The sequence below is a fragment of the Paenibacillus sp. BIHB 4019 genome (genome assembly GCF_002741035.1).
Classification (GTDB): Bacteria; Bacillota; Bacilli; order Paenibacillales; family Paenibacillaceae; genus Pristimantibacillus.
Window position 1 is genome coordinate 4144518 of sequence record NZ_CP016808.1, and the last position, 24101, is coordinate 4168618.

At 48.7% G+C, this 24101-nt stretch carries 25 protein-coding genes and 1 pseudogene; 16 read left to right on the forward strand and 10 right to left on the reverse strand.

Annotation, left to right across the window (positions count from 1 at the left end):
- The first annotated feature begins 42 nt into the window (after positions 1 to 42).
- On the forward strand, positions 43 to 1683 hold the full coding sequence (locus tag BBD42_RS18000) for an ABC transporter substrate-binding protein (RefSeq protein ID WP_099519280.1): 1641 nt from the start codon (positions 43 to 45) through the stop codon (positions 1681 to 1683).
- A 125-nt stretch (positions 1684 to 1808) separates the two neighbouring features.
- On the opposite strand, the gene BBD42_RS18005 is transcribed toward BBD42_RS18000, so the two are convergent.
- Positions 1809 to 3107, reverse strand: coding sequence for a glycoside hydrolase family 27 protein (locus BBD42_RS18005; protein ID WP_099521668.1), 1299 nt, complete (start codon positions 3105 to 3107; stop codon positions 1809 to 1811).
- A 114-nt stretch (positions 3108 to 3221) separates the two neighbouring features.
- On the reverse strand, positions 3222 to 4115 hold the full coding sequence (locus tag BBD42_RS18010; RefSeq protein ID WP_099519281.1) for a helix-turn-helix domain-containing protein: 894 nt from the start codon (positions 4113 to 4115) through the stop codon (positions 3222 to 3224).
- A gap of 296 nt (positions 4116 to 4411) precedes the next feature.
- Here BBD42_RS18010 and BBD42_RS18015 point away from each other — a divergent pair, with 296 nt between their 5' ends.
- The 8 genes and pseudogenes from BBD42_RS18015 (at position 4412) to BBD42_RS18055 (ending at position 10706) form a co-directional block, all read left to right on the forward strand.
- Entirely contained in the window at positions 4412 to 5185 is a 774-nt protein-coding gene (locus BBD42_RS18015) for a glycerophosphodiester phosphodiesterase (RefSeq protein WP_099519282.1), read from the forward strand.
- 61 nt (positions 5186 to 5246) lie between these two features.
- On the forward strand, positions 5247 to 5429 hold the full coding sequence (locus BBD42_RS18020) for a hypothetical protein (protein WP_099519283.1): 183 nt from the start codon (positions 5247 to 5249) through the stop codon (positions 5427 to 5429).
- Positions 5430 to 5469: 40 nt separating this feature from the next.
- Positions 5470 to 5763: an antibiotic biosynthesis monooxygenase family protein gene (locus tag BBD42_RS18025; protein WP_099519284.1), complete on the forward strand. Its 294-nt coding sequence runs from the start codon at positions 5470 to 5472 to the stop codon at positions 5761 to 5763.
- A 1-nt stretch (position 5764) separates the two neighbouring features.
- Positions 5765 to 6028 (forward strand): annotated as a pseudogene (locus BBD42_RS18030) (low molecular weight protein tyrosine phosphatase family protein); the annotation flags it as partial.
- A 112-nt stretch (positions 6029 to 6140) separates the two neighbouring features.
- Positions 6141 to 6563 (forward strand): hypothetical protein, encoded by a 423-nt coding sequence (locus tag BBD42_RS18035; protein ID WP_099519286.1) that lies wholly within the window; start codon positions 6141 to 6143, stop codon positions 6561 to 6563.
- Positions 6564 to 7139: 576 nt separating this feature from the next.
- Positions 7140 to 7544 carry a hypothetical protein gene (locus BBD42_RS18045; protein ID WP_099519288.1) on the forward strand — a complete coding sequence of 135 codons (405 nt, stop codon included), beginning with the start codon at positions 7140 to 7142 and terminating at the stop codon, positions 7542 to 7544.
- A gap of 198 nt (positions 7545 to 7742) precedes the next feature.
- Positions 7743 to 9497, forward strand: a complete 1755-nt coding sequence (locus tag BBD42_RS18050; RefSeq protein ID WP_099521669.1) for a methyl-accepting chemotaxis protein — start codon at positions 7743 to 7745, stop codon at positions 9495 to 9497.
- A gap of 228 nt (positions 9498 to 9725) precedes the next feature.
- Positions 9726 to 10706 carry a metallophosphoesterase gene (locus tag BBD42_RS18055; protein WP_099519289.1) on the forward strand — a complete coding sequence of 327 codons (981 nt, stop codon included), beginning with the start codon at positions 9726 to 9728 and terminating at the stop codon, positions 10704 to 10706.
- A 16-nt stretch (positions 10707 to 10722) separates the two neighbouring features.
- On the opposite strand, the gene BBD42_RS18060 is transcribed toward BBD42_RS18055, so the two are convergent.
- Entirely contained in the window at positions 10723 to 11319 is a 597-nt protein-coding gene (locus BBD42_RS18060; protein ID WP_172455544.1) for a TetR/AcrR family transcriptional regulator, read from the reverse strand.
- A 239-nt stretch (positions 11320 to 11558) separates the two neighbouring features.
- On the opposite strand from BBD42_RS18060, the gene BBD42_RS18065 reads away from it, so the two are divergent.
- Positions 11559 to 12683: an NADH:flavin oxidoreductase gene (locus tag BBD42_RS18065; RefSeq protein ID WP_099519291.1), complete on the forward strand. Its 1125-nt coding sequence runs from the start codon at positions 11559 to 11561 to the stop codon at positions 12681 to 12683.
- 111 nt (positions 12684 to 12794) lie between these two features.
- Here BBD42_RS18065 and BBD42_RS18070 read toward each other — a convergent pair whose 3' ends face one another.
- The 3 genes from BBD42_RS18070 to BBD42_RS18080 are packed head-to-tail and all read right to left on the reverse strand — an operon-like array spanning position 12795 to position 15011.
- Positions 12795 to 13517 (reverse strand): amino acid ABC transporter ATP-binding protein, encoded by a 723-nt coding sequence (locus BBD42_RS18070; RefSeq protein ID WP_099519292.1) that lies wholly within the window; start codon positions 13515 to 13517, stop codon positions 12795 to 12797.
- Positions 13514 to 14170 (reverse strand): amino acid ABC transporter permease, encoded by a 657-nt coding sequence (locus tag BBD42_RS18075; RefSeq protein ID WP_099519293.1) that lies wholly within the window; start codon positions 14168 to 14170, stop codon positions 13514 to 13516. Before BBD42_RS18075 ends, BBD42_RS18070 begins: the two co-directional genes overlap by 4 nt.
- Positions 14171 to 14210: 40 nt before the next feature.
- On the reverse strand, positions 14211 to 15011 hold the full coding sequence (locus tag BBD42_RS18080; RefSeq protein WP_099519294.1) for a transporter substrate-binding domain-containing protein: 801 nt from the start codon (positions 15009 to 15011) through the stop codon (positions 14211 to 14213).
- A 310-nt stretch (positions 15012 to 15321) separates the two neighbouring features.
- On the opposite strand from BBD42_RS18080, the gene BBD42_RS18085 reads away from it, so the two are divergent.
- Together BBD42_RS18085 and BBD42_RS18090 are read left to right on the forward strand one after the other, a co-directional pair.
- Complete coding sequence (locus BBD42_RS18085; RefSeq protein ID WP_099521670.1) at positions 15322 to 15708, forward strand: GntR family transcriptional regulator; 387 nt, start codon at positions 15322 to 15324, stop codon at positions 15706 to 15708.
- Complete coding sequence (locus tag BBD42_RS18090; protein ID WP_099519295.1) at positions 15705 to 16013, forward strand: ATP-binding cassette domain-containing protein; 309 nt, start codon at positions 15705 to 15707, stop codon at positions 16011 to 16013. Before BBD42_RS18085 ends, BBD42_RS18090 begins: the two co-directional genes overlap by 4 nt.
- A gap of 29 nt (positions 16014 to 16042) precedes the next feature.
- Here BBD42_RS18090 and BBD42_RS18095 read toward each other — a convergent pair whose 3' ends face one another.
- Both BBD42_RS18095 and BBD42_RS18100 read right to left on the reverse strand, forming a co-directional pair.
- Positions 16043 to 16939 (reverse strand): response regulator, encoded by an 897-nt coding sequence (locus tag BBD42_RS18095; RefSeq protein WP_099519296.1) that lies wholly within the window; start codon positions 16937 to 16939, stop codon positions 16043 to 16045.
- On the reverse strand, positions 16929 to 18245 hold the full coding sequence (locus tag BBD42_RS18100; RefSeq protein ID WP_172455545.1) for an ATP-binding protein: 1317 nt from the start codon (positions 18243 to 18245) through the stop codon (positions 16929 to 16931). The genes BBD42_RS18095 and BBD42_RS18100 overlap by 11 nt, the downstream gene beginning before the upstream one ends.
- Before the next feature lie 231 nt (positions 18246 to 18476).
- Here BBD42_RS18100 and kduI point away from each other — a divergent pair, with 231 nt between their 5' ends.
- The 3 genes from kduI to kduD are packed head-to-tail and all read left to right on the forward strand — an operon-like array spanning position 18477 to position 20847.
- Positions 18477 to 19307, forward strand: a complete 831-nt coding sequence (kduI, locus tag BBD42_RS18105) for a 5-dehydro-4-deoxy-D-glucuronate isomerase (RefSeq protein ID WP_056043359.1) — start codon at positions 18477 to 18479, stop codon at positions 19305 to 19307.
- Between the two features lies 1 nt (position 19308).
- Positions 19309 to 20061, forward strand: a complete 753-nt coding sequence (locus tag BBD42_RS18110; RefSeq protein ID WP_056043362.1) for a DeoR/GlpR family DNA-binding transcription regulator — start codon at positions 19309 to 19311, stop codon at positions 20059 to 20061.
- A 30-nt stretch (positions 20062 to 20091) separates the two neighbouring features.
- Positions 20092 to 20847: a 2-dehydro-3-deoxy-D-gluconate 5-dehydrogenase KduD gene (kduD, locus tag BBD42_RS18115; protein ID WP_056043364.1), complete on the forward strand. Its 756-nt coding sequence runs from the start codon at positions 20092 to 20094 to the stop codon at positions 20845 to 20847.
- Positions 20848 to 21059: 212 nt separating this feature from the next.
- Here the strand turns inward: kduD and BBD42_RS18120 are convergent, their stop codons facing one another.
- Both BBD42_RS18120 and BBD42_RS18125 read right to left on the reverse strand, forming a co-directional pair.
- Complete coding sequence (locus BBD42_RS18120) at positions 21060 to 21941, reverse strand: polysaccharide deacetylase family protein (protein ID WP_237163140.1); 882 nt, start codon at positions 21939 to 21941, stop codon at positions 21060 to 21062.
- A 42-nt stretch (positions 21942 to 21983) separates the two neighbouring features.
- Complete coding sequence (locus tag BBD42_RS18125; RefSeq protein WP_237163141.1) at positions 21984 to 22949, reverse strand: DMT family transporter; 966 nt, start codon at positions 22947 to 22949, stop codon at positions 21984 to 21986.
- Between the two features lie 156 nt (positions 22950 to 23105).
- On the opposite strand from BBD42_RS18125, the gene BBD42_RS18130 reads away from it, so the two are divergent.
- Positions 23106 to 23954, forward strand: a complete 849-nt coding sequence (locus BBD42_RS18130) for a LysR family transcriptional regulator (protein WP_099519299.1) — start codon at positions 23106 to 23108, stop codon at positions 23952 to 23954.
- Positions 23955 to 24101: the final 147 nt, after the last annotated feature.

Consider the following 24101-nt stretch of genomic DNA (forward strand, 5'->3'; position numbering starts at 1 on the left):
GATTTAGTATATACTTTACACACATAAAAGGGAGGAAAAAACATGAAACAGGTGTTTAAATCATTTTTCCTGATGCTGGCCATCGTCGCTTTGGTTGCAGCTTGCTCGAACAACAGCGGTGGCACAAACACACCGGCCGCTTCCAGCGCGACAGATGGCGGAGGAGCTTCGGCAAACACAGCTTTGAAACCGATTACTTTAAAGGTTATGCTGTTCGGTGACAAGCCGACGGATTTAGGCAGCGTGCTTGCAGAGTTCGAGAACCGAACGAAGGATACGCTGAATACGAAGCTTGAGTTCGAATTTAATACAGGTGACGACCATAAGCAGAAGATGAAGCTGAAAATGTCTACTGGCGAGCAGGTCGATCTGGCCTTCGACGCGCCATGGCAGAACCTGAGCCAGCATGTCAGCCAAGGGCTGTATACGGAGCTGGATAAATATTTTAACAATGACGATTACCCTGGCCTGAAAGCCGCATTCTCGGAGGAGTTTCTCGCCAGCAATAAAATAGACGGCCATATTTATGCCATTCCGCTTACGCAATATTACACCGATATTGAAGCTGTTATGGTTCGTAAAGACTTGCGTGAAAAATATGGCATGGACCCGATTGCAAGCTACGACGATTACAAGGTTTATTTGGACAATGTCAGAAAAAATGAAGGCAGCATGATCCCTCTGGCGCTTAAAGGAGCGCGCGGCTTCTTCAAAATGTTCGAGGTCGAAACGAATTCACAGACGTTCCGCGGAGCCAACTGGGCGGTCAACGGACTCGGCATTACGGGAACAGGAGCCGACTTTAACGTCGCGTTGTCCGAGGATGGCAAAACCGTCGTTGGCGTAACGACAATCGGCGATCCTGTGTCCGAATATGCCAGCTTCCCGGAGCCGTTCAACAATCCAGATAATATTTATCAGGCTTACGACAAGTACGTGGCATTCAATTCCTATGTCCAGAAGGATTCACTTAGCGAGAAGGATGCTATCGCGCTGTTCAAGGCGGGAAAAGCCGCTTCGTTTGAAGGCACGATTAACGATATTCCAAGTGTTAGACAAGAGCTGCAGAAGGCGGTTCCTGGCGCAGACGTCGAGCCGTTCGTCTACTTGTCCTGCGCAGCAGGCAAAAAAGCCGGCTGCATTCCTACCGATTACAAAGCATGGAACGATCTGGTCATTCCCATTACGGCACAGGACCCAGACCGCACGATGAAGTTTATCGACTGGATTTTTGCCAGCCAGGAAAATCATGACCTGTTCGAGCTTGGCATCGAGGGAACCCACTGGAAGGCGGAAGGCGAGAAGCAATACAGCCTGACAGAAGGCTCAACGAATTACATTTTCCCTAAATATGAATTGACTTGGAATCCGGTTTTGTCCCGCGTGGGCTCAGATAACGACCCGCTTACGCTCGACTACTTGAACTATCAAGGCAGCAATGACAGCTATTTCCGTATCCCGCTCTCGGGCTTTACCTTTAATTCCGATTCGGTCAAAACAGAAATTGCCAAGGTGCAGCCGAAGTTTGACCAAGCGGTGCAAATTTTCAGGCACGGGCTTGATCCGAACTGGAAGCAGTCCGCCGAGAAATTGAACAAGGAGCTTCGTGCGCTCGGACTGGATACCATCCGTGAAGAGCTCAAGAAGCAAATGCAGGCTTATCTGGACAATGGCGGTATCTAATAGAAAGCAGAATTAGCATTCGTTGGCTGTATCATCAAGGCTAGCATGCCTGTCTATTCATAAACAAAGAAGTCCCCCCTCGTGTACGGCTGGGCAGCTGCCACAAGGGGGACTTCTTCTTATTATTAAATGGTGAGCTTCAGCAGAAGGGAGGCATGTGGAGCAAGCTGATAGGAAAGCGAGTCCTCGCATTGCCCTAGCTTCTCTTGCTGCCATACATCCCGCACGCTGCGCGTACCGTCAAGCCCAAGCTGGCTTAGCGATACCGATACGACAGCTGCTTCATCGCCCGCATTGAACAGGGCGACATAGGCGGTGCCTTCGCCTTCAGCGGAGCCAGCCGTCCATACGATGCGGTCTGCGCTATCGCGGTAAACTTGGCGGGCATCGCGGCTGTTTTGATGCAGCGCAAGCACCTCCTTATTCGTGAGCAGCGACAGCGTCCATTCGTCATTATCGTTCAATTCCCCGCCGAACATGAGCGGTGAGCGGAAAATAGACCATAGCGACATCATCGTTACCTGCTCGTCGCGGGTAAAGCGCGTCCAGCGGTCTGCGCCGCCGCCGTCTACGGAGCGAATGCCGAGATGGCCGAGCGGCAGCATGTCGCAATCCGGCCAGTGGCCGGGGCCGACATGGGGAGCCCATTTTTCACAGCGCTCGAACATTTCGTACAGCAGATGCCACAAATCCCAGTAGTCGTCCGTAATCCGCCACATGTTGGCGCCAGCAGTCAGCTCCTCGGCGTGCTCGACTGGAGCCGGGCCAGGGGAAAGACTGAGCACCATCGGCCGTCCGCAACTATCAATCGCCTGGCGAATCATGCTGATTTCATCAGCCCGGATGCCATACAGCCTCGAAGCAGCGATATCATCGACTTTTACAAAGTCTACGCCCCATGAAGCATACAGCTCAAACAGCGAGTTGTAATATTGCTGGGCGCCATCCTTGTTCGTATTGACGCCATACATGTCGGTATTCCACGGACAAATGCTGCCGTCACCGGCTTGTGCAATCGAGCGGGCAGTTGCGTCGGTGCCGAGAATTTTCGTATCGGCATGGGCGGCTTGGCGCGGAATGCCCCGCATAATATGAATGCCGAATTTAAGTCCAAGACTGTGTACATATTCGGAAAGCGGTTTAAAGCCTTGTCCATCCGCAGCGGATGGGAACCGGTTAACGGCGGGCAGCAAGCGGGAATATTCGTCCATTTCCAGCGGCACGAAAGGGCGGTACGAGGAGGAATAGGCTCCTGGCTCATACCACTGAATATCCACCACGACATATTCCCAGCCAAAAGGCTTCAAATGCTCCGCCATATAACGAGCATTGGCACGTACTTCCTCTTCCTTCACACTTGCGCCATAACAATCCCAGCTATTCCAGCCCATCGGCGGCGTAACAGCCAGTTCGTGATGCTTCAACATCGATATCGTCCCCTTCGTCGCTTATATTGCGGTTCTATTCTTCCATGGTAAGCGAGAGGACGATAGGTTTCCAGCATAAAGTATTGCGTATACATGTAAAATATTGCGGTTTCAGTCAAACATAAACCGCCACGTGGCCGGCAGCTCCTGCGCCTCGCGAAACTCGCTGGGCGGAAAGCCCGTCCAGCTGCGGAACACCTTGCTGAAATAGCTGCCGCTCGTGTAGCCGACCGCAAGCGCAACCTCATGAACAGACAAGGGCGATTGCCGCAGCAGCTGGGTAGCCTTCTCCATGCGCAGCCGCGTCATATAGGCGAGCAGTGTCATGCCGGTCGCTTCGGCAAAGGTGCGTGTCAGATGGTATTTCGATGATCCGGCGGCGGCCGCAATATCATCAAGGCTTTCCGGCCTGGTGTAATGCTGCTCCATATATGCAGCTGCACGCTGCACTTTATCAGGCCAGCTGCTGCGCTGTCTGCGCTCGGCAGAACGGCTGCGGCTCAGCTCCATCATAAACTGATACACTAGCGAGGAAGCTTGATGAACGTCTTCAATCCGGCCATGCCTGGCCTCGGCATAAATGAGCTGGAGCATGCGAATAACCGGAGAATCCATCGGAAAAGTCGGGAGCGGACCAAGCGAATCTAACATGGCTGACCATAGCTCCCCAAGATGCTGCTGCCGGAACAGTACAAAATAAAACTCCCATGGGGTGCCGTTCTCGTCGTCATTTCCGTTGTCACCATTTCCATTATCCCGTGCAAAATAGCGATGCTTCCCCGGTATTTCCACCATAAAGGCCGTTCCTGCCGGGACGGAGAAGCGCTGGTCACCCAGCTCCAGCTGGCCGCAGCCTGAAACGGTATATTGAAATAAATAAAGCGGCCCGTCCGTTCGCTTCATGCCGTCCCATTCATACAGAAGGCTGTCCATTTTCTCATAGCCAGTCGCATAGAGCTGGTAGATAGGCTGTACGGCGGGCTCCTGAAAGCGGTAGCCGAACACGCCATATTTTTCACTGGAGCTTATAATCGCGCACCTTCTTTTTTTAGTTTCATTATAAAGAAAGCAGCCAGTGGATGACAGCCCCGCATTAAAAAAATGAAATGGGCTGCATCGTTGCGCCTATGCGCAGATGCAGCCCATTTCATAAATTTGCTATAATAGCAAGCGTAAACGGCTGAAGCTGTCGACTGGCGGCAAAGCTTTCGTTTCGCGGGCGAAATATAAGCCCATTATAAGGGTAATGCTTATAAATGCTTATATTTGCACTAATACGTAGTAGAGAGGATAGTGGAAGGATGAATAAGCAGCAAGCAGGAGAAGCCGGAAACAACAAAGAAACAGCGAAGCGTCCGCTTATTATTGGGCATCGGGGAGCCGCGGGCGAAGCCCCGGAAAATACGCTCGCATCCTTTCAATTAGCTGCCGAACAAGGCTGTGATATGGTCGAACTGGACATCCATCTTTCAGCTGATAATAAGCTGGTCGTCTGCCATGATGCGACGCTGGATCGGACGACGACGCAGACTGGCCTGATCCGCAGCATGAATTATGAGGCGATCAGCAAGGCGGATGCGGGCAGCAAATTTGCCGCAGCATTTAGCGGGGAACGGGCACCGCTGCTGGAGGAAGTCTATGCGCTGCTTCCGAAGCCTATTGAAATTAATGTAGAAGCGAAGGACTCCTATAACGGCGCGCTGGATGAAGCGCTGGACGCTTTTTTGCAGGAGCCTGGACGCATGGAGCGCACGATTGTGTCCTCCTTCGATCATAAACTGCTGGCACGGCTGAAAGCACGGATGCCGGAGCTGCGGATCGGTCTGCTTTATGGGGCGGCATTAATTGCGCCAGCGGCGTATGCCGGGCTGATGGGCTGCGAAGTATTTTCGCTGCATCCGCATTACAGCAGCATTGACGCCGAGGATACGGCGGAAGCCGCAAAGGCAAATATCGCTGTTTTTCCCTATACCGTGAATGAAGAGCAAGATTTTCTGGCTTTGCTAGACAAGCAGGTGGACGGCATTATTACGGATTTTCCCGGCCGCTTAAAGCAGCTGCTGGATAGGAGCTAGGGAAGAGGGCGATTCCTTTTGTGGTAGAATAAGGATATCTACTAGGAGGAAGAGGTGGCGCATGATGGAGGAGAACAAGGAAAGAGAGCTGGATGAAATTAAGCTGCGGCTGGAGAAGCTGGAGCAGGAGCACGGAAAACGGCAAGGCTTGCCTGGCGGGCTGAAATTCGCTATCGGTTTTGTTGTTGTCATGTTTTTGATGTTGATGTCTATTGGTGTCGTTCAATTTATTTCGGCAAAATAATAATAACAGGTTGAAAATATAGCGGGAGGGCCGTGCGCTTATGATTTTGGAAGTTGCTATTTTACAAGTCAAGGCAGGGCTCGCAGATTCGTTCGAGGCCAGCTTCAAGGAAGCTTCGCAAATCATTTCCAGCATGAAAGGCTACGTGCATCATGAGCTGCAGCGCTGCCTGGAGGAGCAAAATAAATACCTGCTGCTCGTGAAATGGGAGACGCTGGAGGACCATACAGAGGGCTTCCGCGGTTCCTCGGAATATCAGGAGTGGAAGCGGCTGCTGCATCATTATTATGATCCGTTTCCGGTCGTGGAGCATTACACGAGCATCGAGCTGTAGGATGAGCAAGCTATTATTTATATGCAGCCGGAACAAATGGCGCAGCTTGACAGCTGAAACGGTGCTGAATGGTGTAGATGGACATGAGGTGCGTTCTGCCGGAACAGAGCCGCAGGCTAGAGTGCGAGTGACCGAAGGCCACATCGGCTGGGCTGACGTTATTTTTGTCATGGAGAAAAAGCATTTGCGCCGCATGCAGGAGAAGTTTCCCCATGCGATAAGCGAGAAGCGGGTCATTTGCCTGCACATTCCTGATGAATACGAATAGATGAATGCCGATCTTATACAACTGCTGCAAGCTGCCGTTATAGAATATATGCCTGATGAATAATGGCATAAAAGGAAAATTCATAAACAATGAAAGGAGGAACTTCAGCATGCTGGTCAAAAGCTTGCGCGTGCTGCTCATGGTCGCGCTGCTTACTGCAATTGCTGTGCAGCCGCTTGCGGCAGCTGCGAAGACGGTGACGATTAAGGTTACCTTCGTTAGTGAGGATTTGGTGTCGAACGATTCTGTGGGGAATGAGTGGGAGACGCAGGTTTTGATCAATGGAAAGGCCGTAGCCGCTGGAGACAGCATTAAGCTGACGCTAAAGCCAAGCGAGCTTGTGAAGCTGGAGGCAACGGCAATCGAGCAGGACAAAATCCCTGATGTCGGCACAGCCAATAAGTCTTTCAAGGCTTCAACGGTGACGTCGAGCAAGAAGCATACGCTTGATGTAAAGGTCGTGGAAAACAGAGGCCGATACTCTGGCAACGCTGCAAAATGGAAGTTTGTTTTTAAAGTAGAGAAGGCGTAAGCGAGGAAATGCAGAGGTAGGCGGCGGGGCTATGGGGCTCCGCCTTTTTCTTGGCTGGATAGGTAACTAGAGTTGGCCTGCTGCTCCTTGCGTAAGGGGCAAGCCTCATCTTATCGTTCCGAGGGTGGGAACAGCAGCATGCGATCGTGGCTGAGAGCACCGTGGCTGAGAGCACCGTGGCTGAGAGCGCTGTTACTGAGGTCACTGTTGCTGAGAGCGCTGTTACTGAGGTCACTGTTGCTGAGATCACTATTGCTGATGGCGCGCAGCTCGGGAATACTCACTGTTTTTTTGAGGACCGAGGTTCCGCTATTGTGGCTTATTATTCGATTCCAGGCGGTAAGCGGACAGGAAAGCCGCTATGGCTCTCCTCATCCCGTCAAAATGGCTTTTGTCAGCACATTAGCTGCTCCTGAGTCCGCAGACAGTGCCTAATCCCGTGATTTTGTGTAAATAGCGGCTGCTGTGTCCACCAAATATCCTTGTGTCTTTGTGCTAGGAGCAAACCCGCGAAACAAAGAGTCCCACGGTGCCTTTGGTAAGTAGATTCACATTCACAAGGGGTGGCATTAAATTATGGACAATAAACATCCCAGATATGTTACAAGAAGTGCTGTGGAGGGGCTTGTAGAGAAAATCAAGTTGCCACCCCCAGGTGAATTCACACAAGACTGGGAATATGAAGTTTCTTATTTTTCTAAAATTGGTGAATTTTTGCATGCATATGAAAGCATGGATTTAAACCTCGAAGAAAAATTTGCTTTAATGATTATTATTGTTGAATCATACAACGATGCGATTTCGGGAAACAAGGCCGAAGAAAATATAGCTGAGCTCATAAAATATCATTTAATAAGGGATGTAAATATTCATATAAATACCATATGTTATTGGGCGAAACTTGATGAGGATGATATTGAAAATGTTTTTGCTATCACTCCCTTTATGAGGGAAATTGCTACTATAGATAAGACATTGTAGCTAAGGCAGCTATTACGAAAAATAGTCGTTGAATTCCGCTCTTTTTCGTAAGCGATTGCAAGTGATGGCCCAATAATTTCTTGCGAATTTCGACATATTCGTTTAAAATCTTCAACATACATAGTGCTTGAAGCATGTTGGATTTGGGTAGCGGACTAGTAAAAAAGGCTGGGTTTGATGCGGGAGGAAGAGGATCGGATGATCGGATTTTTCAGGAAACGTTTAGTGGCACGCATTGTTGCGGTAGTTACGCTAGTCATTGTTATTATCTCTGCCGGCAGCGTATTGCTGCAGCTTGCGAACATGAAGTCAGCTGCACAGGAGGCCATTTCCAGCTATAACATCCAGATTGCTCAGAGCTACGTCAACCAGCTGGATACAGCTGCTTATGCGGAGTTTGCCAAAGAACCGAAGGAAAATGATTTATTTTTGACCATACGAGATGAGCTTGATGATTTTCGCGTGCGCATCGGCGCCATGTATGTGTATTTCGTGAAAATCGATGACAAGGGCACGCCGCTTATTATGGTGGACGGCATGAAGGATGCGGATAAGGCATCACCGATTAATGAAGTGACGGATATGCCGGGCGATGCGGTTCAGAAACTGCTGCAAGGAAGCCCAGCAAGCTCGCCGATTATTGACAATGAGGAGTACGGCAAATATATTTCCTCGTACGCTCCCTTATTGGACAGCAGCGGCGCATTGATTGGCGTCATTGGCATTGATACGGCTGTGTCCGTTGTTAGCGATATTGAATCGGATATTATTAAGTCGAGCATTCCCTTTTATGTCCTGCTGCTGTTCATTACGGCTGCGGCCATTGCGATCGTATTGCGCTTTGTCGTAAAGGGGCTCAGACCGCTGAAAGTATTGAAGGCCAGTGTCGATAAAATGGCGCATGGCGAGCTGGCGCAGGCCAATCAGATTTTGACGGCGTATCATCTCAGAAGCGAGGATGAAATCGGCAGCACGTTTAAAGCGATGATTCATATGTCGGGCAACTTGAATAAAATCATTAGCGATATGGTTGCAGGTGTTGCGGCTACGACGAATATTTTAGTTGATTCGACAGAGCAATTCAGCCGCAATGCGGAGGAAATGCTGGTCATGAGCAAGACGGTTGACCATTCCGTCCAGCATATCCGGCAGGGCGCACATACGCAGAAGCAAGGCGCAAGCGACAGTGCGAATGCGATGGAGGAAATCGCTAAAGGAATCACTAATGTATCCGAGTCCTCAACCGCCGTTTCGGATGCGGCGACAAGCGCGCTGGCCACAGCGCAATCAGGCAAAGAAAGCATGACCCAGATGAAAAATCAGATGGAGAACATTTCCGTGGTAGCCGGAGATGTTGCCGCAATGGTCGATGTGCTTAGCGGCTACTCGCAGGAAATAGGCGGGGCGCTGCAAGCGGTACGGGATTTTGCTACCCAGACGAAGCTGCTGGCGCTGAATGCTTCGATTGAAGCAGCCCATGCAGGCGAGCATGGCAAAGGCTTCGCTGTTGTAGCCGATGAAGTGCGGAAGCTGGCGGAGGCTTCAAGCTTATCGGTGCAGATGATATCGGATTTGCTGCTTGGCATTCAGCAGGAATCCCAGCACATCGGCACGAAGATGGGCGTAACAGCCAAAGAGATTGGCCAAGGCGTAGCGATTACGGCGGAAGCGGAGCAAGCTTTTACCCATGTAGTGGACGCCTTCCGCACCGTGACGCAGCGCATTCAAGAGGTATCTGCAACGGCGGAGGAGATGACGGCAGGGTCTGAGGAGGCTGCGGCGTCCGTCCATGCGATTGCGCATATTGCATCGGGCGTTTCGGAACGCTCTGATGAGATTTACCGCTTGACCAGCGAGCAGTCGGTCATGTTCCAGAGGGTGGCGCAAACGTCGAGTCTGCTTCGGCAGCAGACGCATGAGATGAGCGAAGCCGTGAAAAAGGTTAACGTATAAGGCAATCGAATAAGAGCGGGGCGCATGCGGCGTCCCGCTTATTTTTTATATAAGCATTTATAAGTTTCATCCTTATAATGGGCTTATAGTTCCCGGACTGAAACGCGCCGCGCCGCAAAAAGGAGGGCGACAGCCGTTTAACCTTGGTTCAGCAATAGAAACAGGTATAATAGACAGGAGGAAAGAGCACGAAACTATAGAGGAACATAAAAAGAAGAGGAGGAGCTTATGCGCAAGTTGCTCAAAAGAGTAGGGATATTCATAGCCGCTGCAGCTGCTATCATCGTTTTTCTTTATTTTCAAAATAATGCTTTGACGGTGTCGTCATTTCAGCTTTCGTCGGCGAAGCTGCCGCAAGGGCTGAAAGACTTTACCATTGTGCAGCTGTCCGATGTGCATGGCAAAAGATTTGGCGACCATCAGCAGCGGCTCGTCCGCAAGGTGGAAAATCAGCAGCCGAACATCATCGTCGTTACAGGCGATTTAATTGATAGCAGGCGTGGAGGCGAGGCGGAAAGCCTTGAGCTAATGGCAGAAATCGTGAAGCTGGCCCCTGTTTATTATGTGACGGGCAATCATGAATATGCTTACGCGCGTTACCCGGAGCTGGAGAAAAAGCTGCTGGAGCTTGGCGTTCATGTCCTGCGAAATGAAACGGAAAGCATCTCTGTTGGAAGTAGTAATGGAACGGGGACTGGAAGTAGAGCAGGGAGCGGGGCTGAGACTGGGGCTGTGGCCGGAGCTGGAGAAATCCGATTGCTAGGCATCGATGATCCGAAATTTTCATCGTTTGCTGGACATGATGCAGAGGCGGCGGAGCAAAATATTCAAACAGCTATTGAAGACTTTGCCAACATAGCCGGGAAAGAGAAGGCGGGTGCCGCAACGAAAGCGGAGGCGGGAAAGCAATCCGAAGAAGGGCTTTACACGATACTTCTGTCCCATCGTCCTGAACTGTTTGACGTCTATGTTCGTGAAGATATCGATCTGGCCTTCTCGGGCCATGCCCATGGCGGGCAAGTCAGGCTGCCGTTCATTGGCGGGCTCGTCGCTCCGGGGCAGGGTTTACTGCCCGTATACGATGCGGGCCAATATGTAAACGGACAGACGAATATGCTGGTCAGCAGAGGGCTTGGCAACAGCGTCGTTCCCCAGCGCTTGTTCAATCGCCCGAATATTGTCGTCGTTAAGCTGTCAGCTGCAAGCTAGCGTCCGCCTGTGGGGGTTATAGCTCTTCTACTACATGTAATTGAGAAATCCCGCCAATGATTAATGGAACGATTTTGCGGGCTAAGGCGGATGGGGATTCCAGTCTGCCTTCCTGGTTCCATTGATAGGTGATGCCATAAATCGACCAGCTTAACAAGGTGGCAGCATGCTCCAGCGTTTTTTGATCTTTATGGGGGTTTTCGCTCGTCAGCAGTTGAACAATAAAATCATCCAACTGTTTTTTAATATTTTTTTCAATAATAGGTGCGACTGAATTGTATTTCTTGACGCATTTATTGCTGGATTCATGATAATCGCATAGTGAATAAATCAGCTCCTGAACCGTATCCTCCGTCAAAGGCGCCCCGGCATCGACCCGCTTCAGAACATATTCCATAAAGGCATCCGCTAATAAAGCTTCAAGCAAGGCATATTTATCTGGAAAATGGGCATAAAACGTCGCCCGGTTAATCGTCGCTTTTTTTGCAATGTCCATAATGGTCATCGTATGAAAGTCCGTATGATTTAACTGCCACATGAAAGCATCTAATATTAATTGGCGTGTTCGAATGACTCGCGGGTCATGGGGGTTGGGCGCAAAAACACCTGGCATTATAAGAAGCCTCCTTTTTCGTACACTGAAGTTTTCTCCTATTATAAACATCTGTTGTTTAAGCAACAAGCGATTTTTGAAAAGCAACAATGTTATTCTCGCCTCGCTTAAGCAACATATCGGGCAACTTGTCGGTTGAATGAGGCCATAAACCTTGTTACTATTTCACTCGTACCCCATTTGATTGCGTGCAATGAAGCGCAATTAATGGCACAGCCCAAATAGAGGAGGCGTTACCCATGAGCAATAAACAGCAGGAAATTCATTTAACCGAAGCCTTATTTCAACCTTATACGATTCATAATTTGACTATACCGACTCGTATTGTAATGGCGCCTATGTCACGTGGTTTTTCACCAAATGGTGTGCCAGGACCGGATGTCGCTGCCTATTATCGTCGCCGTGCAGAAAATGGTGTCGGCCTTATCGTGACCGAAGGAACCGTCATTAACCACCCAGCTGCGACGAGTGAGCCAACTTTGCCGCATATTTATGGAGAAGCGGCTTTAAACGGTTGGGGGGAAGCAGTCAGACAGGTCCATGAAGCGGGCGGCAAAATTTTTCCGCAAATTTGGCATATGGGCATTGCGCGTCCTGCGGGCTCCCAGCCCAACCCGGATGTGCTGTCGATCAGTCCATCGGGTCTTGATCTGGATGGCAATAAAGTGGGCGAGCCAATGACAGAAGAAGAAATCGCTAACGTCATTCAGAGCTACGTCGATGCAGCAGTAAACGCGCAAAAAATAGGCTTTGACGGTATTGAGCTGCACGGTGCCCACGGGTATCTCATTGATCAATTTTTATGGGAGCAGACGAATGTGCGCACGGATCGTTATGGCGGCAATAGGATGAAGCGCACGCAATTTGCCGTTGAGTTGATCCAGTCTATCCGCGCTGCCGTAGGTCCTGACTATCCGATTGCTATCCGCATATCGCAATGGAAAATGAACGATTACAACGCGAAGCTGGTTGATACGCCGGAGCAGCTGGAGCAATTGCTGCATGTATTGGTGCAAGCGGGAGTGGACATTTTTCACTGCTCAACGCGCCGGTTCTGGGAGCCTGAATTCGAAGGCTCTGAGCTTAACTTTGCAGGTTGGGTGAAGAAGCTGTCGGGCAAAACGACGATTACCGTTGGCTCAGTAGGGCTGGATACGGATTATGTGTCGCTTTACACAGAAGGCAAAGGGGCAGGCCATACGGATATCGATGCGTTGCTAGAGCGGCTAAGCAACGATGAATTTGATCTCGTAGCTGTTGGACGCGCACTGTTGGGCGATCCGGAATGGGCCGCGAAAATACGCGATGGCCGACTGAATGAGCTTCAAGCTTTCACGCCGGAGGCGCTTGCAGCGCTAGTATAATGTATTCGGACTGGCGATAAGGATAGCCGTATGGGATAAAACAAAGAAGCTCTCGCTCCCCGTCAATATAGGGGCGAAAGCTTCTTTGTTGTTGGCAGCCCATATTTTAGCCTACAGCACCTTGCTTAGAAAAGCTTGCGTACGCTCATGCTGGGGTGTATCGAAAATGGCAGCGGGCGGACCCTGCTCAACAATATAACCGCCATCCATGAAAATAACGCGGTCTGCAACTTCGCGGGCGAAGCCCATTTCATGCGTCACGACTACCATCGTAATCCCTTCATGAGCCAAATCCTTCATCACCTGAAGCACCTCGCCGACCATTTCCGGATCGAGTGCCGAGGTTGGCTCGTCGAACAGCATGACCCGCGGGTTCATCGCCAGCGCGCGGGCGATAGCGACACGCTGCTGCTGTCCGCCGGACAAGCGGGCGGGGTATTCATCCTTTTTGGCGGCAAGACCGACTTTATCCAGCAGCGCTAAAGCCTGCTTCTCGTTTTCCGCCTTGCTTGCTTTCTTAATATGCTTAGGCGCCAGCATAATGTTCTCCAGCACCGTCAAATGCGGAAATAGATTAAACTGCTGGAACACCATGCCGACATTTTGCCGCAGCTTGTCTATATTCGTTTTTGGAGCTGTGACGGTAACGTCGCCGATGGTTACAACGCCGGACGTCACTTCCTCCAGCAAATTAAGACAACGCAGGAAGGTGCTTTTGCCTGAACCGGAAGGGCCAATGATGCAGACGACTTCCTTCTCGGTAATGGTAGTGGAAATATCCCGCAGCACCTCGTTGTCGCCAAACTTTTTCTGCAAACCTTCGACAATAATCATTTCAGGCTCAGCCTCCTTTCAAGCACACGGGACAGGCGTGAAATACCGTAAATAATGATGAAATACAAGACGCCAACCGTTCCCCATATTTCAAAAGCGCGGTAGTTGGTAGAGATGATAATTTCACCGCTTTGGGTCAGTTCCCTTATTCCGATAACGGATAATAGCGACGTATCCTTGATGCTGATTGTACACTGATTGACGAAAGCGGGAATCATGCGGCGAAACGCCTGCGGCAAAATGACGAGGCGCATCGTCTGCACCTGGCTGAGACCGAGGGAGCGGGCGGCTTCCCGCTGCCCTTTATCTATCGACGAGATGCCGGCGCGGAAAATTTCCGCAATATAAGCACCGGCATTGGCGCTGATTGCGATGATCCCCGCTGTCTCCGCTGGAATACGGATGTCGAGAAATGCCGGCAAGGCGAAATAAATGAAAAACACTTGGACGAGCAGCGGCGTACCGCGAATAATATCGATATAAAGCGTTGCAATAAACTTTAAAATTTTGCTCGTTGATGTATTCATCAATCCCGTAATTAATCCGATTACGAATGCAATCAGCAGCGAGATGACGACAATTTTGACCGTTATCCATAACCCTTGCAACAGCAAGGGCATCGCATCCACAATAACTTGCCACGAGGACATCATGAAATTCACAGCTCCTTCATTTCACAGGATGTCTTCGTCTTTATTTTGCAGACGTTCCTATATATTTGTTAATGATTTCATCGTATTTGCCGCTTTCCTTCAGCTTCTTGATGCCGTCATTGATTTTTTGCAGCAGTTCTTCGTTGTCTTTGCTCACTGCGATGCCATATAGGTCGCCTGTCAGCCTTTCGCCAACGATTTTCAAATTGGCGTTTGGATCAACCGCCAGTTTATAAGAGATAACGGGGTAATCTTCAATGGTAGCATCGGCATTTTTGTTCACAACCTCTTGGAACATCGCCGGACTATCGTCAAAATAATTGAGGGTAATGTTGTATTCCTTCGCTAATTCCTCGGCTTTTTTAGAGCCTGCCGTCCCTTTTTTAATCGCAATGACTTTGCCTTTCAAATCCTCTGGCTTCGTAATCGTGTCATTATCCGAACGTACGACCAGCGACAAACCCGCTTCAAAATACGTATCGGACAGGTTCACAACCTGCTTTCGCTCATCCGTAATACTGATGCCGGCAATGGCAGCATCGAGCTGTTTGGCAGAAATCGCCGGAATAATGCCTTTAAAGTTCATAGGCTTCAAATCAACCTTAAAGCCTTCCAGCTCGCCAATGGCATTGATGATATCGATGTCGATGCCGACATATTTGCCATCCTGCTGGTATTCGAAAGGAGGGAATGTAGCGTCTGTTCCAATGGTGTACGTCACAACCTCATTCGAAGCACCCGTGCCGTCCGTAGCGGATGGCGTTTTTTCATTGCTGCTGCCGCATGCGCTAAGGGTAAGAGCAAGCAGGCCGGTAATTAAAAGTGATCCGATTTTCTTCATAAATGAAAACCCCATTTCCATTAATGTTAGACTTATTGACCTTCTGCCACCTATTTTAAAGATCCGACTATAAAAAATAATAAAATCCGACAGAAAATAATGTCGAAGAAATTTGTAAGCGTTTTACATTTACCGTTTCGCCATAAACTCTGTCAGATAAGGTTACGCAAGTGGGAGCAGCTATTCGCTAAAGCAGAAAAAGACCCAAACTTTGCTCGAAGCTTAGTATAGCCTAGCGTTATTGACATATAGGAATAGTATAGTGTATATATACTATATATACATCAAACAGCTAAGCATGGTGATGGAAATGAACATTATTTTATCCAACGCTTCGAATGATCCGATCTATGTACAAATTACCCGGCAAATTCGCAATCAGATTTTAAGCGGGAAACTTGGCTCAGGACAATCGCTGCCCTCCATTAGGCAGTTAGCTAAGGATTTGCAGATTAGCGTCATTACGACGAAGCGGGCTTATGAGGAATTGGAGAAGGAAGGGCTTATTGACTCTGTCGTTGGCAAAGGCTCATTCGTAACCGGCATAAACGCCGATTTTGTTAGAGAGCAGCGAATGAAACGGCTGGAGCAGCAAATGCTGGCGGTCATTAAGGAGGGGAAGGCGCTCTGCCTGAGCCTGAGTGAAATTCAGCAGCATATGCAGCTGCTATATGAGGAAGGAGATTTGGACATATGAGCGACATCATTAAACTGACCGAAGTATCCAAGCAGTATAAAATGTTCGGCATCGAGTCCCTGTCCAGCACGTTCAAGCAGGGGTACATAACCGGGCTGATTGGCCCGAATGGAGCAGGCAAAACGACATTAATTAAAATGATTATGGGCATTACCCGGCCGGATAAGGGGGAAATCACGATTTTTGGACAGTCTCAAAGCTTGAAGGAGGCGGAAATAAAGCAGCGAATCGGCTTCGTATCGGATGAGTGCCATTATTACGAGCATTTATCGATCCATTCTCTCTATTTCACCGCGAAACGTTAGCTTTGCCGCCAGAGGATGGCGACAGCCGTTTACGCTTGCTTTATTTTTTCCATCGCTTCCATAAAAAACACTTGAAGAAACTTTTTGATATTGACCTTGCCTTTATCGGGCGCAGCTTCCTCGTCCATCATTTTCATTTTGAGGCGGACATCCTTAAAGTCAAAATATAACGGGGCATAATGCTCGAATTTCGGATTGCTGTAATCCGTCAGCCCGATTGAGGCGATATTCGTTAGCGCCGACATGACGGCGCGGCGCATTCGCTGCTCTATGGCTTTGCTTTCCTTGTCAATGTCGCTTTGGCTTTGCTTGCTGATACGCGCCACCGCCTCATATAATCCCTTTAATGAAGGGAAAGCAGCTGGCTGCGGCTGCGCGGCCAAATATTCGACGGCGGCAATCATATCGCGGCTTCCGGCTTCACTAATAATGCCCATGTCCATTAAAATGTGGCGGGCAGCTTCGCGGATGCTGCGCTCCTGCACAGCTGGCGGGCGCTCGATAATATCGAGCTTGGCGAGCGACTGCTTCATTTCGGTTACATAACGCTCATATTTCCAGCTTTCATTCATCTTATGTAGAACAGCTTGCACTTCAACGCGGTTAATGGGCTTATGGATGAAAAATTCAATTCCGCTGCGATAGGCTTTTCCAACCATATCCTTGTTATCGATTTGCGAGATCATAATAAACTTGCCGCTGTAGCGGATAGCCCGGAGCTGGTCGATCGTCGTAATGCCGTCCTGATCGGGCATGAGCAGATCGATCAGCACAACATCGGGCTTTAGCTCATCGATAAGCATTACGGCCTCGACTCCCCCTCCGGCTGTACCCAATACTTCGCCTAAGCCAGATTGTTCTATTATATTGTGCAGCATCCGTCTGCTGACGGCATCATCATCTACGATTACGAAGCTAATGGACATGGAGGGCCTCCTTCAAGTTTGGCGTTGTATCATGATGGTTTAGCGCAGCAAGCGACAACTCGGCGATAAAAGCGGTGCCCGGCCTATCATCCAGCTGTTCTGCGCGAATCGAGCCTTTAAATGAACAAATAATATCTCGCACATGGGATAATCCGATGCCGGTGGCTGCAATTCCCGTTTGATCAAATTTGGTCGTAAAGCCCGGCTCGAACACAAGCTCTAATTCCTCAGGCGGTATGCCTTTGCCGGAATCGGCAACGATCATAATCAGCTTGCCGCTGTGCTGGCTGATTTCAATGTCAATGGAGCCGCTATATTCAATGGCTTCAACGGCATTTGCCACCAAGTTGTTCAGAATCGTGAGCAGCGCAATATAATGAGGCGTAATCAGATCAAGCGCCACCTGCTGCTTGAAAACAATCCTTTTCCCCAGCATTTCGCTATATTCCACATTGCCTTTCCTCACATAATGCACAACCTCTTCAAGGCTCATCTGGGTAAGCGTCTCATTATGGAACAGCTTCAGCAGCCCGGCGAGAATGCGCTGTGTATCTTTTTTAACCTCATGAATTTGCTGGGTGACGACGAGCGCCTGCTTGCCAAGCTCAGGCTGCTCCTGCCGCAGCTTGTCGTACAGCTCGAAGCTGCTCGCTGTAATGCCTTCAATATTATCCATCGATTTCCGCAGGTAGAATGCTTCTCCATACAAGCTGGAACCGACATTCAGCATTTGCTCCATACGTTTCTCCTGCTCGGCATGAAGCATCTTGAACTGCTGGATCGCCATGCTGTTGTATAGCCCGATGACAAAATAGCTGCGTATGACGGCCGTAATGAGCAGCAGAGCCAGTTCATTAAAGTGATAGGGCGCTGTGCCGAGAAACATATTTCGAAACAAGAGCTCCAGCAAATTGGAGGAAAAATCTACAAGCGTAACGAATGCGCCCAGCGCCAGCGGCTGAATTTCCTTGGACCGTTCGAGCAGCTTGCCGATACACCAGGCAAAGAACGTATAGTACAGGGCGGCGGGAGCATTATTTTGCAGGCTCGCCAAAATGGATGTGGAATGCGTGTAGATCAGCCACTCCACGGATTGGAAAATGACAGCGGCAATGCCGGCCAGAAAGCCTGTTTTCACAAACGAAAGATGGCGAAATTGCAGCAGACAAAACAAAAAGATGCTGACGCCAAGTCCAATGCGGTAAAAATCCCCGCTAAATGGTGTAATTCTAAATTCGGCGCCTATAGCTGTTGCAAGCGCGATGCCGACCATTTGTATTTTTTCATTGCGAAATAAAGCATGCATGCAACTCGCTCCGCTCCTATAGGCGATCTTTAATGATATATACCCTAACATAAAAAAGGGCGTTTTTGAATAGTGTGGCTGCGCCCCCGCAAATAGATATAAACGAAAAATACGGTAATTTGTATTGTTTAAGTTTGAAAAAGTGTGTTATTATTAAAACGAACATTTTCAAACCTATTCAGGTGCGCCTGACCCCATTTATTTTATTATCCTTGAGGAGGAACAATTACTATGGAAATTCGCCACACCACTAACCCAACGGATGTTAAGCAATATACGACGGAGCGTCTTCGTCAAGAATTTTTGATCGAGAGCCTGTTTGAGCAGGATCGTCTTACTTCGGTTTACACGCACTATGACCGCATGGTTGTTGGCGGCGCGTTCCCTGTGAACGAGAAGCTGGCACTGGAAGCGGGAGATACGCTGAAAACCGAATATTTTCTGGAGCGCCGCGAAATTGGCTTCCTGAACATTGGCGGCGATGCCGTTATTACGGTTGATGGCGAGTCGTACGAGCTGAGCCGTCTTGATGTTTTATATGTAGGCAAAGGCAAGCGCGATGTGCAGCTGGCAAGCAAGGACAAAGCGAATCCAGCGAAGCTGTATTTCTGTTCGGCACTGGCGCATGCGGAATATCCGACTCGCAAAATGACGATGGAAGAAGCGAATCCGACTCACCTCGGTTCCCTGGAAACATCCAACGAGCGCGTATTGTACAAGTATATCCATGGCGATGGCATTCAAAGCTGTCAATTAATGCTGGGCGTAACAAGCCTCAAAACAGGAAGCGTTTGGAACACGATGCCTTCGCACGTGCATGACCGTCGTATGGAAGCTTACCTCTACTTCGATGTGAACCAAGATGCACGCGTATTCCATATGATGGGCGAGCCTTCGGAGACGAGACATCTGGTCGTTGCCAATGAGCAGGCGATTATTTCGCCGCCATGGTCAATCCACTCGGGCGTGGGCACAAGCAACTATACGTTCTGCTGGTCGATGGCAGGCGAGAACTACACGTTCACGGATATGGATGCTGTGAAAATGGAAGAGCTTAAGTAACATGCTTGCCGCTGAACGTCATCGACAAATTATTATTCAGCTGGAGGAGAAGGGCAGCGTCAAAGTATCCGAGCTGAGCGAGCGTTTCAAGGTGACGGAAAAGACGGTACGCGAGGATTTGGAGCGGCTGGAGGAGAAGGGACTGCTCAAGCGCATGCATGGCGGAGCGGTGCTTCCTCCAGATGATGAGAGCTTGCTGCCTTTGCAATATCCGAACAGCAAGCATCAGCAAGAGAAGGCGGCAATCGCCGAGCAGGCGTTAACCCATATTGCTGAAAATGATATTATTGCGCTGGATGCTGGCAGCACGACGCTGGAAATCGCGCGGCGGCTCAAAAACATGCCGCTGACTGTACTGACCAACGACTTGCTTATTATTCGCGAGCTGACGGCGAAGGAACAGATCCGCCTCGTTATTCCGGGCGGATACCGTTTTCAAAATTTGCTCATCGGTACGGACTGGCAGGAGTGGGTCAAGCGGCTGAATGTCCATAAGCTGTTTTTATCGACGACGGGTATTCATCTGGAGTATGGGCTGACGATTTTCACCGAGGAGCTGGCCAAGCTCAAGCAGGTTTATATGGAATGCTCGCGCGATATTTATTGCGTAGCTGACCACAGCAAGTTCGACAAGGGTGCGCTGCTTACGTTTGCCGAATTGAAGGATGTCCATACGATCATTACCGATTCGCACATAGATCCGGCTGTCGCTGCCAAATACGAGCAGCAGGGCGTGCGAATTGAAAAGGCCTGATTTTGAAGGATAGATAAGGATGGTGTAAAGATGAGCTTTTTCGATTTGACAGGAAAAACTGCAATTGTGACAGGCGCCGGACGTGGTCTGGGCGCGGCAATTGCGATAGGCTTGGCGAGAGCGGGAGCAGATATTGCGCTGGTTACGAACAGCACGCCTCCTGCAGACGTTGAGAAGGAAATTCAGGCGCTTGGCCGCAAAACGGTATCGATTCAAGCGGACGTATCTGACCGCAGCCTGCTGCCGGGCATTATCGATCAGACGCTGGCGGGACTTGGACGCCTCGACATCTTGGTCAATAACGCGGGCATTATCCGCCGCACGCCTGCTGCTGATCACAGCTTTGAGGATTGGCAAGCGGTGCTTGACGTCAATCTGAACTCGGTCTATGTGCTCAGCCAGCTGGCTGGCCGCCATATGATTGAGCAGGGCTCAGGCAAAATCATCAACATCGCTTCGATGCTGTCCTTCCAAGGAGGCATCAATGTGCCGGGCTACACAGCGAGCAAGCACGCGGTTGCTGGTTTGACCAAGGCGCTTGGCAACGAGTGGGCTTCGAAAAACGTGCAGGTGAACGCGATTGCTCCGGGCTACATGAGCACGGACAACACCGAGGCGCTTCGCGAGGACCCGGTGCGCAGCAAGCAAATTCTCGACCGTATCCCTGCCGCTCGTTGGGGCGAATCCGAAGACATGATGGGGCCGGCGATTTTCCTCGCCTCCGCTGCATCAAACTATATGAATGGCCACGTCCTCTGCGTAGATGGCGGTTGGATGAACCGCTAGTCTTTGTATTGTGGATCAAGGTGAAACGGCTCTTTCCGTCCTCTGGCGGCGCGCGGCGTTTCAGTCCGAGAAATATAGAGAAAGTATGGCAAAATCATATACGTTCCTATATTTTAAAAAAGTAACCGCCATGGCGGCTCTCTTATGGAGCTGCTGTTGGCGGTTATTTTTTTAATAGGCCTCTGTTTGTTCAAATAGCATTAACTTATTCATTACAAACGCGAGTCACCGCTAAAATTGGCTATAAAGGGATTGTTGGGATCGTACACATTAAACTCATAGCCCGCCTCTTGGAGGAACTTCAAAATGCGTGGTAAGGCCTCCAAGGTTTGCTTGCGTTCATGCATTAAAATCACTTCCCGATCTCGATGCACGTTATTACGTACCAGCTCTACTATTTTGTCCGGCTCCCCTGCAAAACTCCAGTCCATAGAATCCACGGTCCAATCCCACATTCGAAAACCGGATGCGGATATATCTCCGCGAAACTCCTCATCGATCTGTGGTTCACTCCCATATGGGGCTCGAATCAGATTCGGGGCGAAACCTACAATGTCTTCCACTAGCTGCTGTTCTCTTTGAAATTCCTCAATAAACGGAGTTGAACTACCACTCTTATACAATATGTTGAAGTCATGCGACATACTATGTAGTCCAGGATAGCTGCCTTCGATGACCATTCGCTGAACTTCGTTCTTGTGCCCATCCAACTGTGCTCCAATCATGAAGAAAGTTGCTCTTGCTTGATACTCTTTTAGAATATCCAGAATCTCGTTTGTATATTTGCTTGGCCCATCATCAAACGTGAGGTATACCACCTTATGGGAAACAGGAACTTCATCCGGCGTTCGAGATGAATGGATATTTAGGCTTTGCATGGATGGTTGTTTCTTAGAAATCGGGTATAAATCGCCCCGAATCTCGTCGGTAGCGCAGCTGAATAATAGATAGATGATTCCAAAAATCATGCTTGCGAGTACGATTACAACGATACTAATTCTTCGGTATCGAAGTTTTCTCTTTCGCGATAGACGAGGTTTGTTTCCTGGATTGATTTCTCCAGTCGATTTTTCTAGTTCGGGTTTGAATTTCAATTTGAGACACTTCCTTACTACTCCATATCTTTTACTCTTTTCTTACACATTATCCTGAGTTGCCCTTAACTCAACCTTCATATGAGATTTTACTATTTTCCGCTGATTGAAATTATTTTGAATCAAGGCGAAGATCACGAGTAAAGCACCATAAAATTCATTAAGGCTTATCGAATATCCCTGAAAACTCATGATAATAAACGTTGTTATAGGGACTAAGCTAATAAACAGGATGCCATTGACGGGAGCCAATGCTTTAAGGCCCGCATTCCAGCTTAGTAAAGCTACAAGCCCAGGCATGAGAGCCATGAACGACATCTCGTATTTAACAGATACGAGTGTGCTCCAGTCTGGAACTGTGATCAGATGGAATAGGGATGCGAATACAACGATGATCATTGATGTTGTCGTTCCCAACAAACAGGTTAGTGTTGAATATCTTAGCGTCGACCAGCTTTTAAACTCGCTGCCGCCTAAAGAATAAAGCACCCAGCCCACGACACCGAAGAAAATGAGCAGTACGGGGAGAAGCTGTTGTGCAGCCGCTGTAAAGAATAAAAGGCTCCCATTCGTTATTACGAGCAACGCGCCGATTAAAGCGATACTAATCGTAATCAACGTAGATTTAGTAGGTTTGTTTTTTGTTCTGTACCAAATAATAAGGATGGAAATCAAGGGCATTAGCACTTCCATAATGGAGGCTGTAATTGTGCCCGATTCTCCCATGAGATGCTGACCCGAGAAAACCAAAAAATTATACACTGTAAATGCCATTGTCCCATAAAAGAGGAGCTTCAGACCTTTTCCTTCAAAACGAAAAGCCGGCCTTCCCTCTTTCAGCAACAAAAAACAGATGAGAATAACGGTAACGATGAAATATCGAATCATTGAAAAATACAGCGGATCCATATGTTGCAGTGCGCTATGCGCTACCGGGAACATGGCTCCCCATGAAACGCTTGCGGTCAGACATAGTGCTGATCCTAAAAAAACGGTCTTTCTAGTCAATTTCTTCATCTCCTATGATGTTTAATCCATGTAACATGTTTAATCATAAGAGATTCATCATCCGAGGTAAAATGATTGATAGTACTATTTACTATCATTTATAATGATATTTACTTTGTATTTGTTTCATACTGGAATGCTCATGGGGGAAGAAAAATGGAACTCAATGACTTGAAAATTTTTAAAACAGTTGCTGATTTAGGCAGTGTTAGTCAAGCCGCAATTGAATTAAATTATGTTCAGTCCAACGTAACCGCAAGAATAAAGCGGCTGGAAAAAGAACTTCAGACAGAATTGTTTTATCGACATAAGCGGGGAATGGTGTTAAATACGGAGGGAAAACGATTAATTGTATACGTGGAAGAAGTATTAGGGAAATTGGAAGAAATACAGCGTGTTTTTCAGGATACAGCTGCCCCATCAGGGGTCCTCAATATTGGTATTGTAGAAACGGTAATGAGACTGCCAGGAATTTTATCCTCGTACCTTGAAAAGCACCCGAATGTAGATTTGTCGCTGACGGTCGGTGTGACCGAGCAATTGCTTCAAGATGTGACGAGCATGAAGTTAGACGGCGCTTTTGTTACGGGGCCTGTGAAGCATCCGTTAATCGATTGCCACGAGGTTTTACGAGAAGAACTTATTCTCGTCTCAAAGAGCGACACTTTTTCCATGCAAGACATCACGGTAAAGCCGCTGTTGCTATTCAACAAAGGATGCGGTTATCGGGAAAGACTGGAAAGCTGGTTGAAAGAAGAGGGGATTATTCCAAGGCAGATCATGCAGTTCGGATCGTTTGAAACCATTATTGGAAGCATTACGGCTGGAATCGGTATTACAGTTGTTCCTAAATCCTCTGTACGACGATTGGTTGATGAAGGAATGATCCATGGTTTCAGTATGCCTCAATCCTATAATGAGATTACGACTGTATTTATTCGTCGAAAAGATTCGTTATTAACGAACACGCTTCGTTCATTTATAGAAGAATTGCAGCTTGTCTAAAATACCTAATTCAGTTCGTTCTGAAACGTCACAGTCATGTTCAAAATCAGTACTAACAGGGAGTGACTTTTGTGATATGATAGTAGTAATGTTCAAATGAAGTTTTGATATTCCTTTCTCCCCTGAGAATGTAAGTTTTCTGCTCTC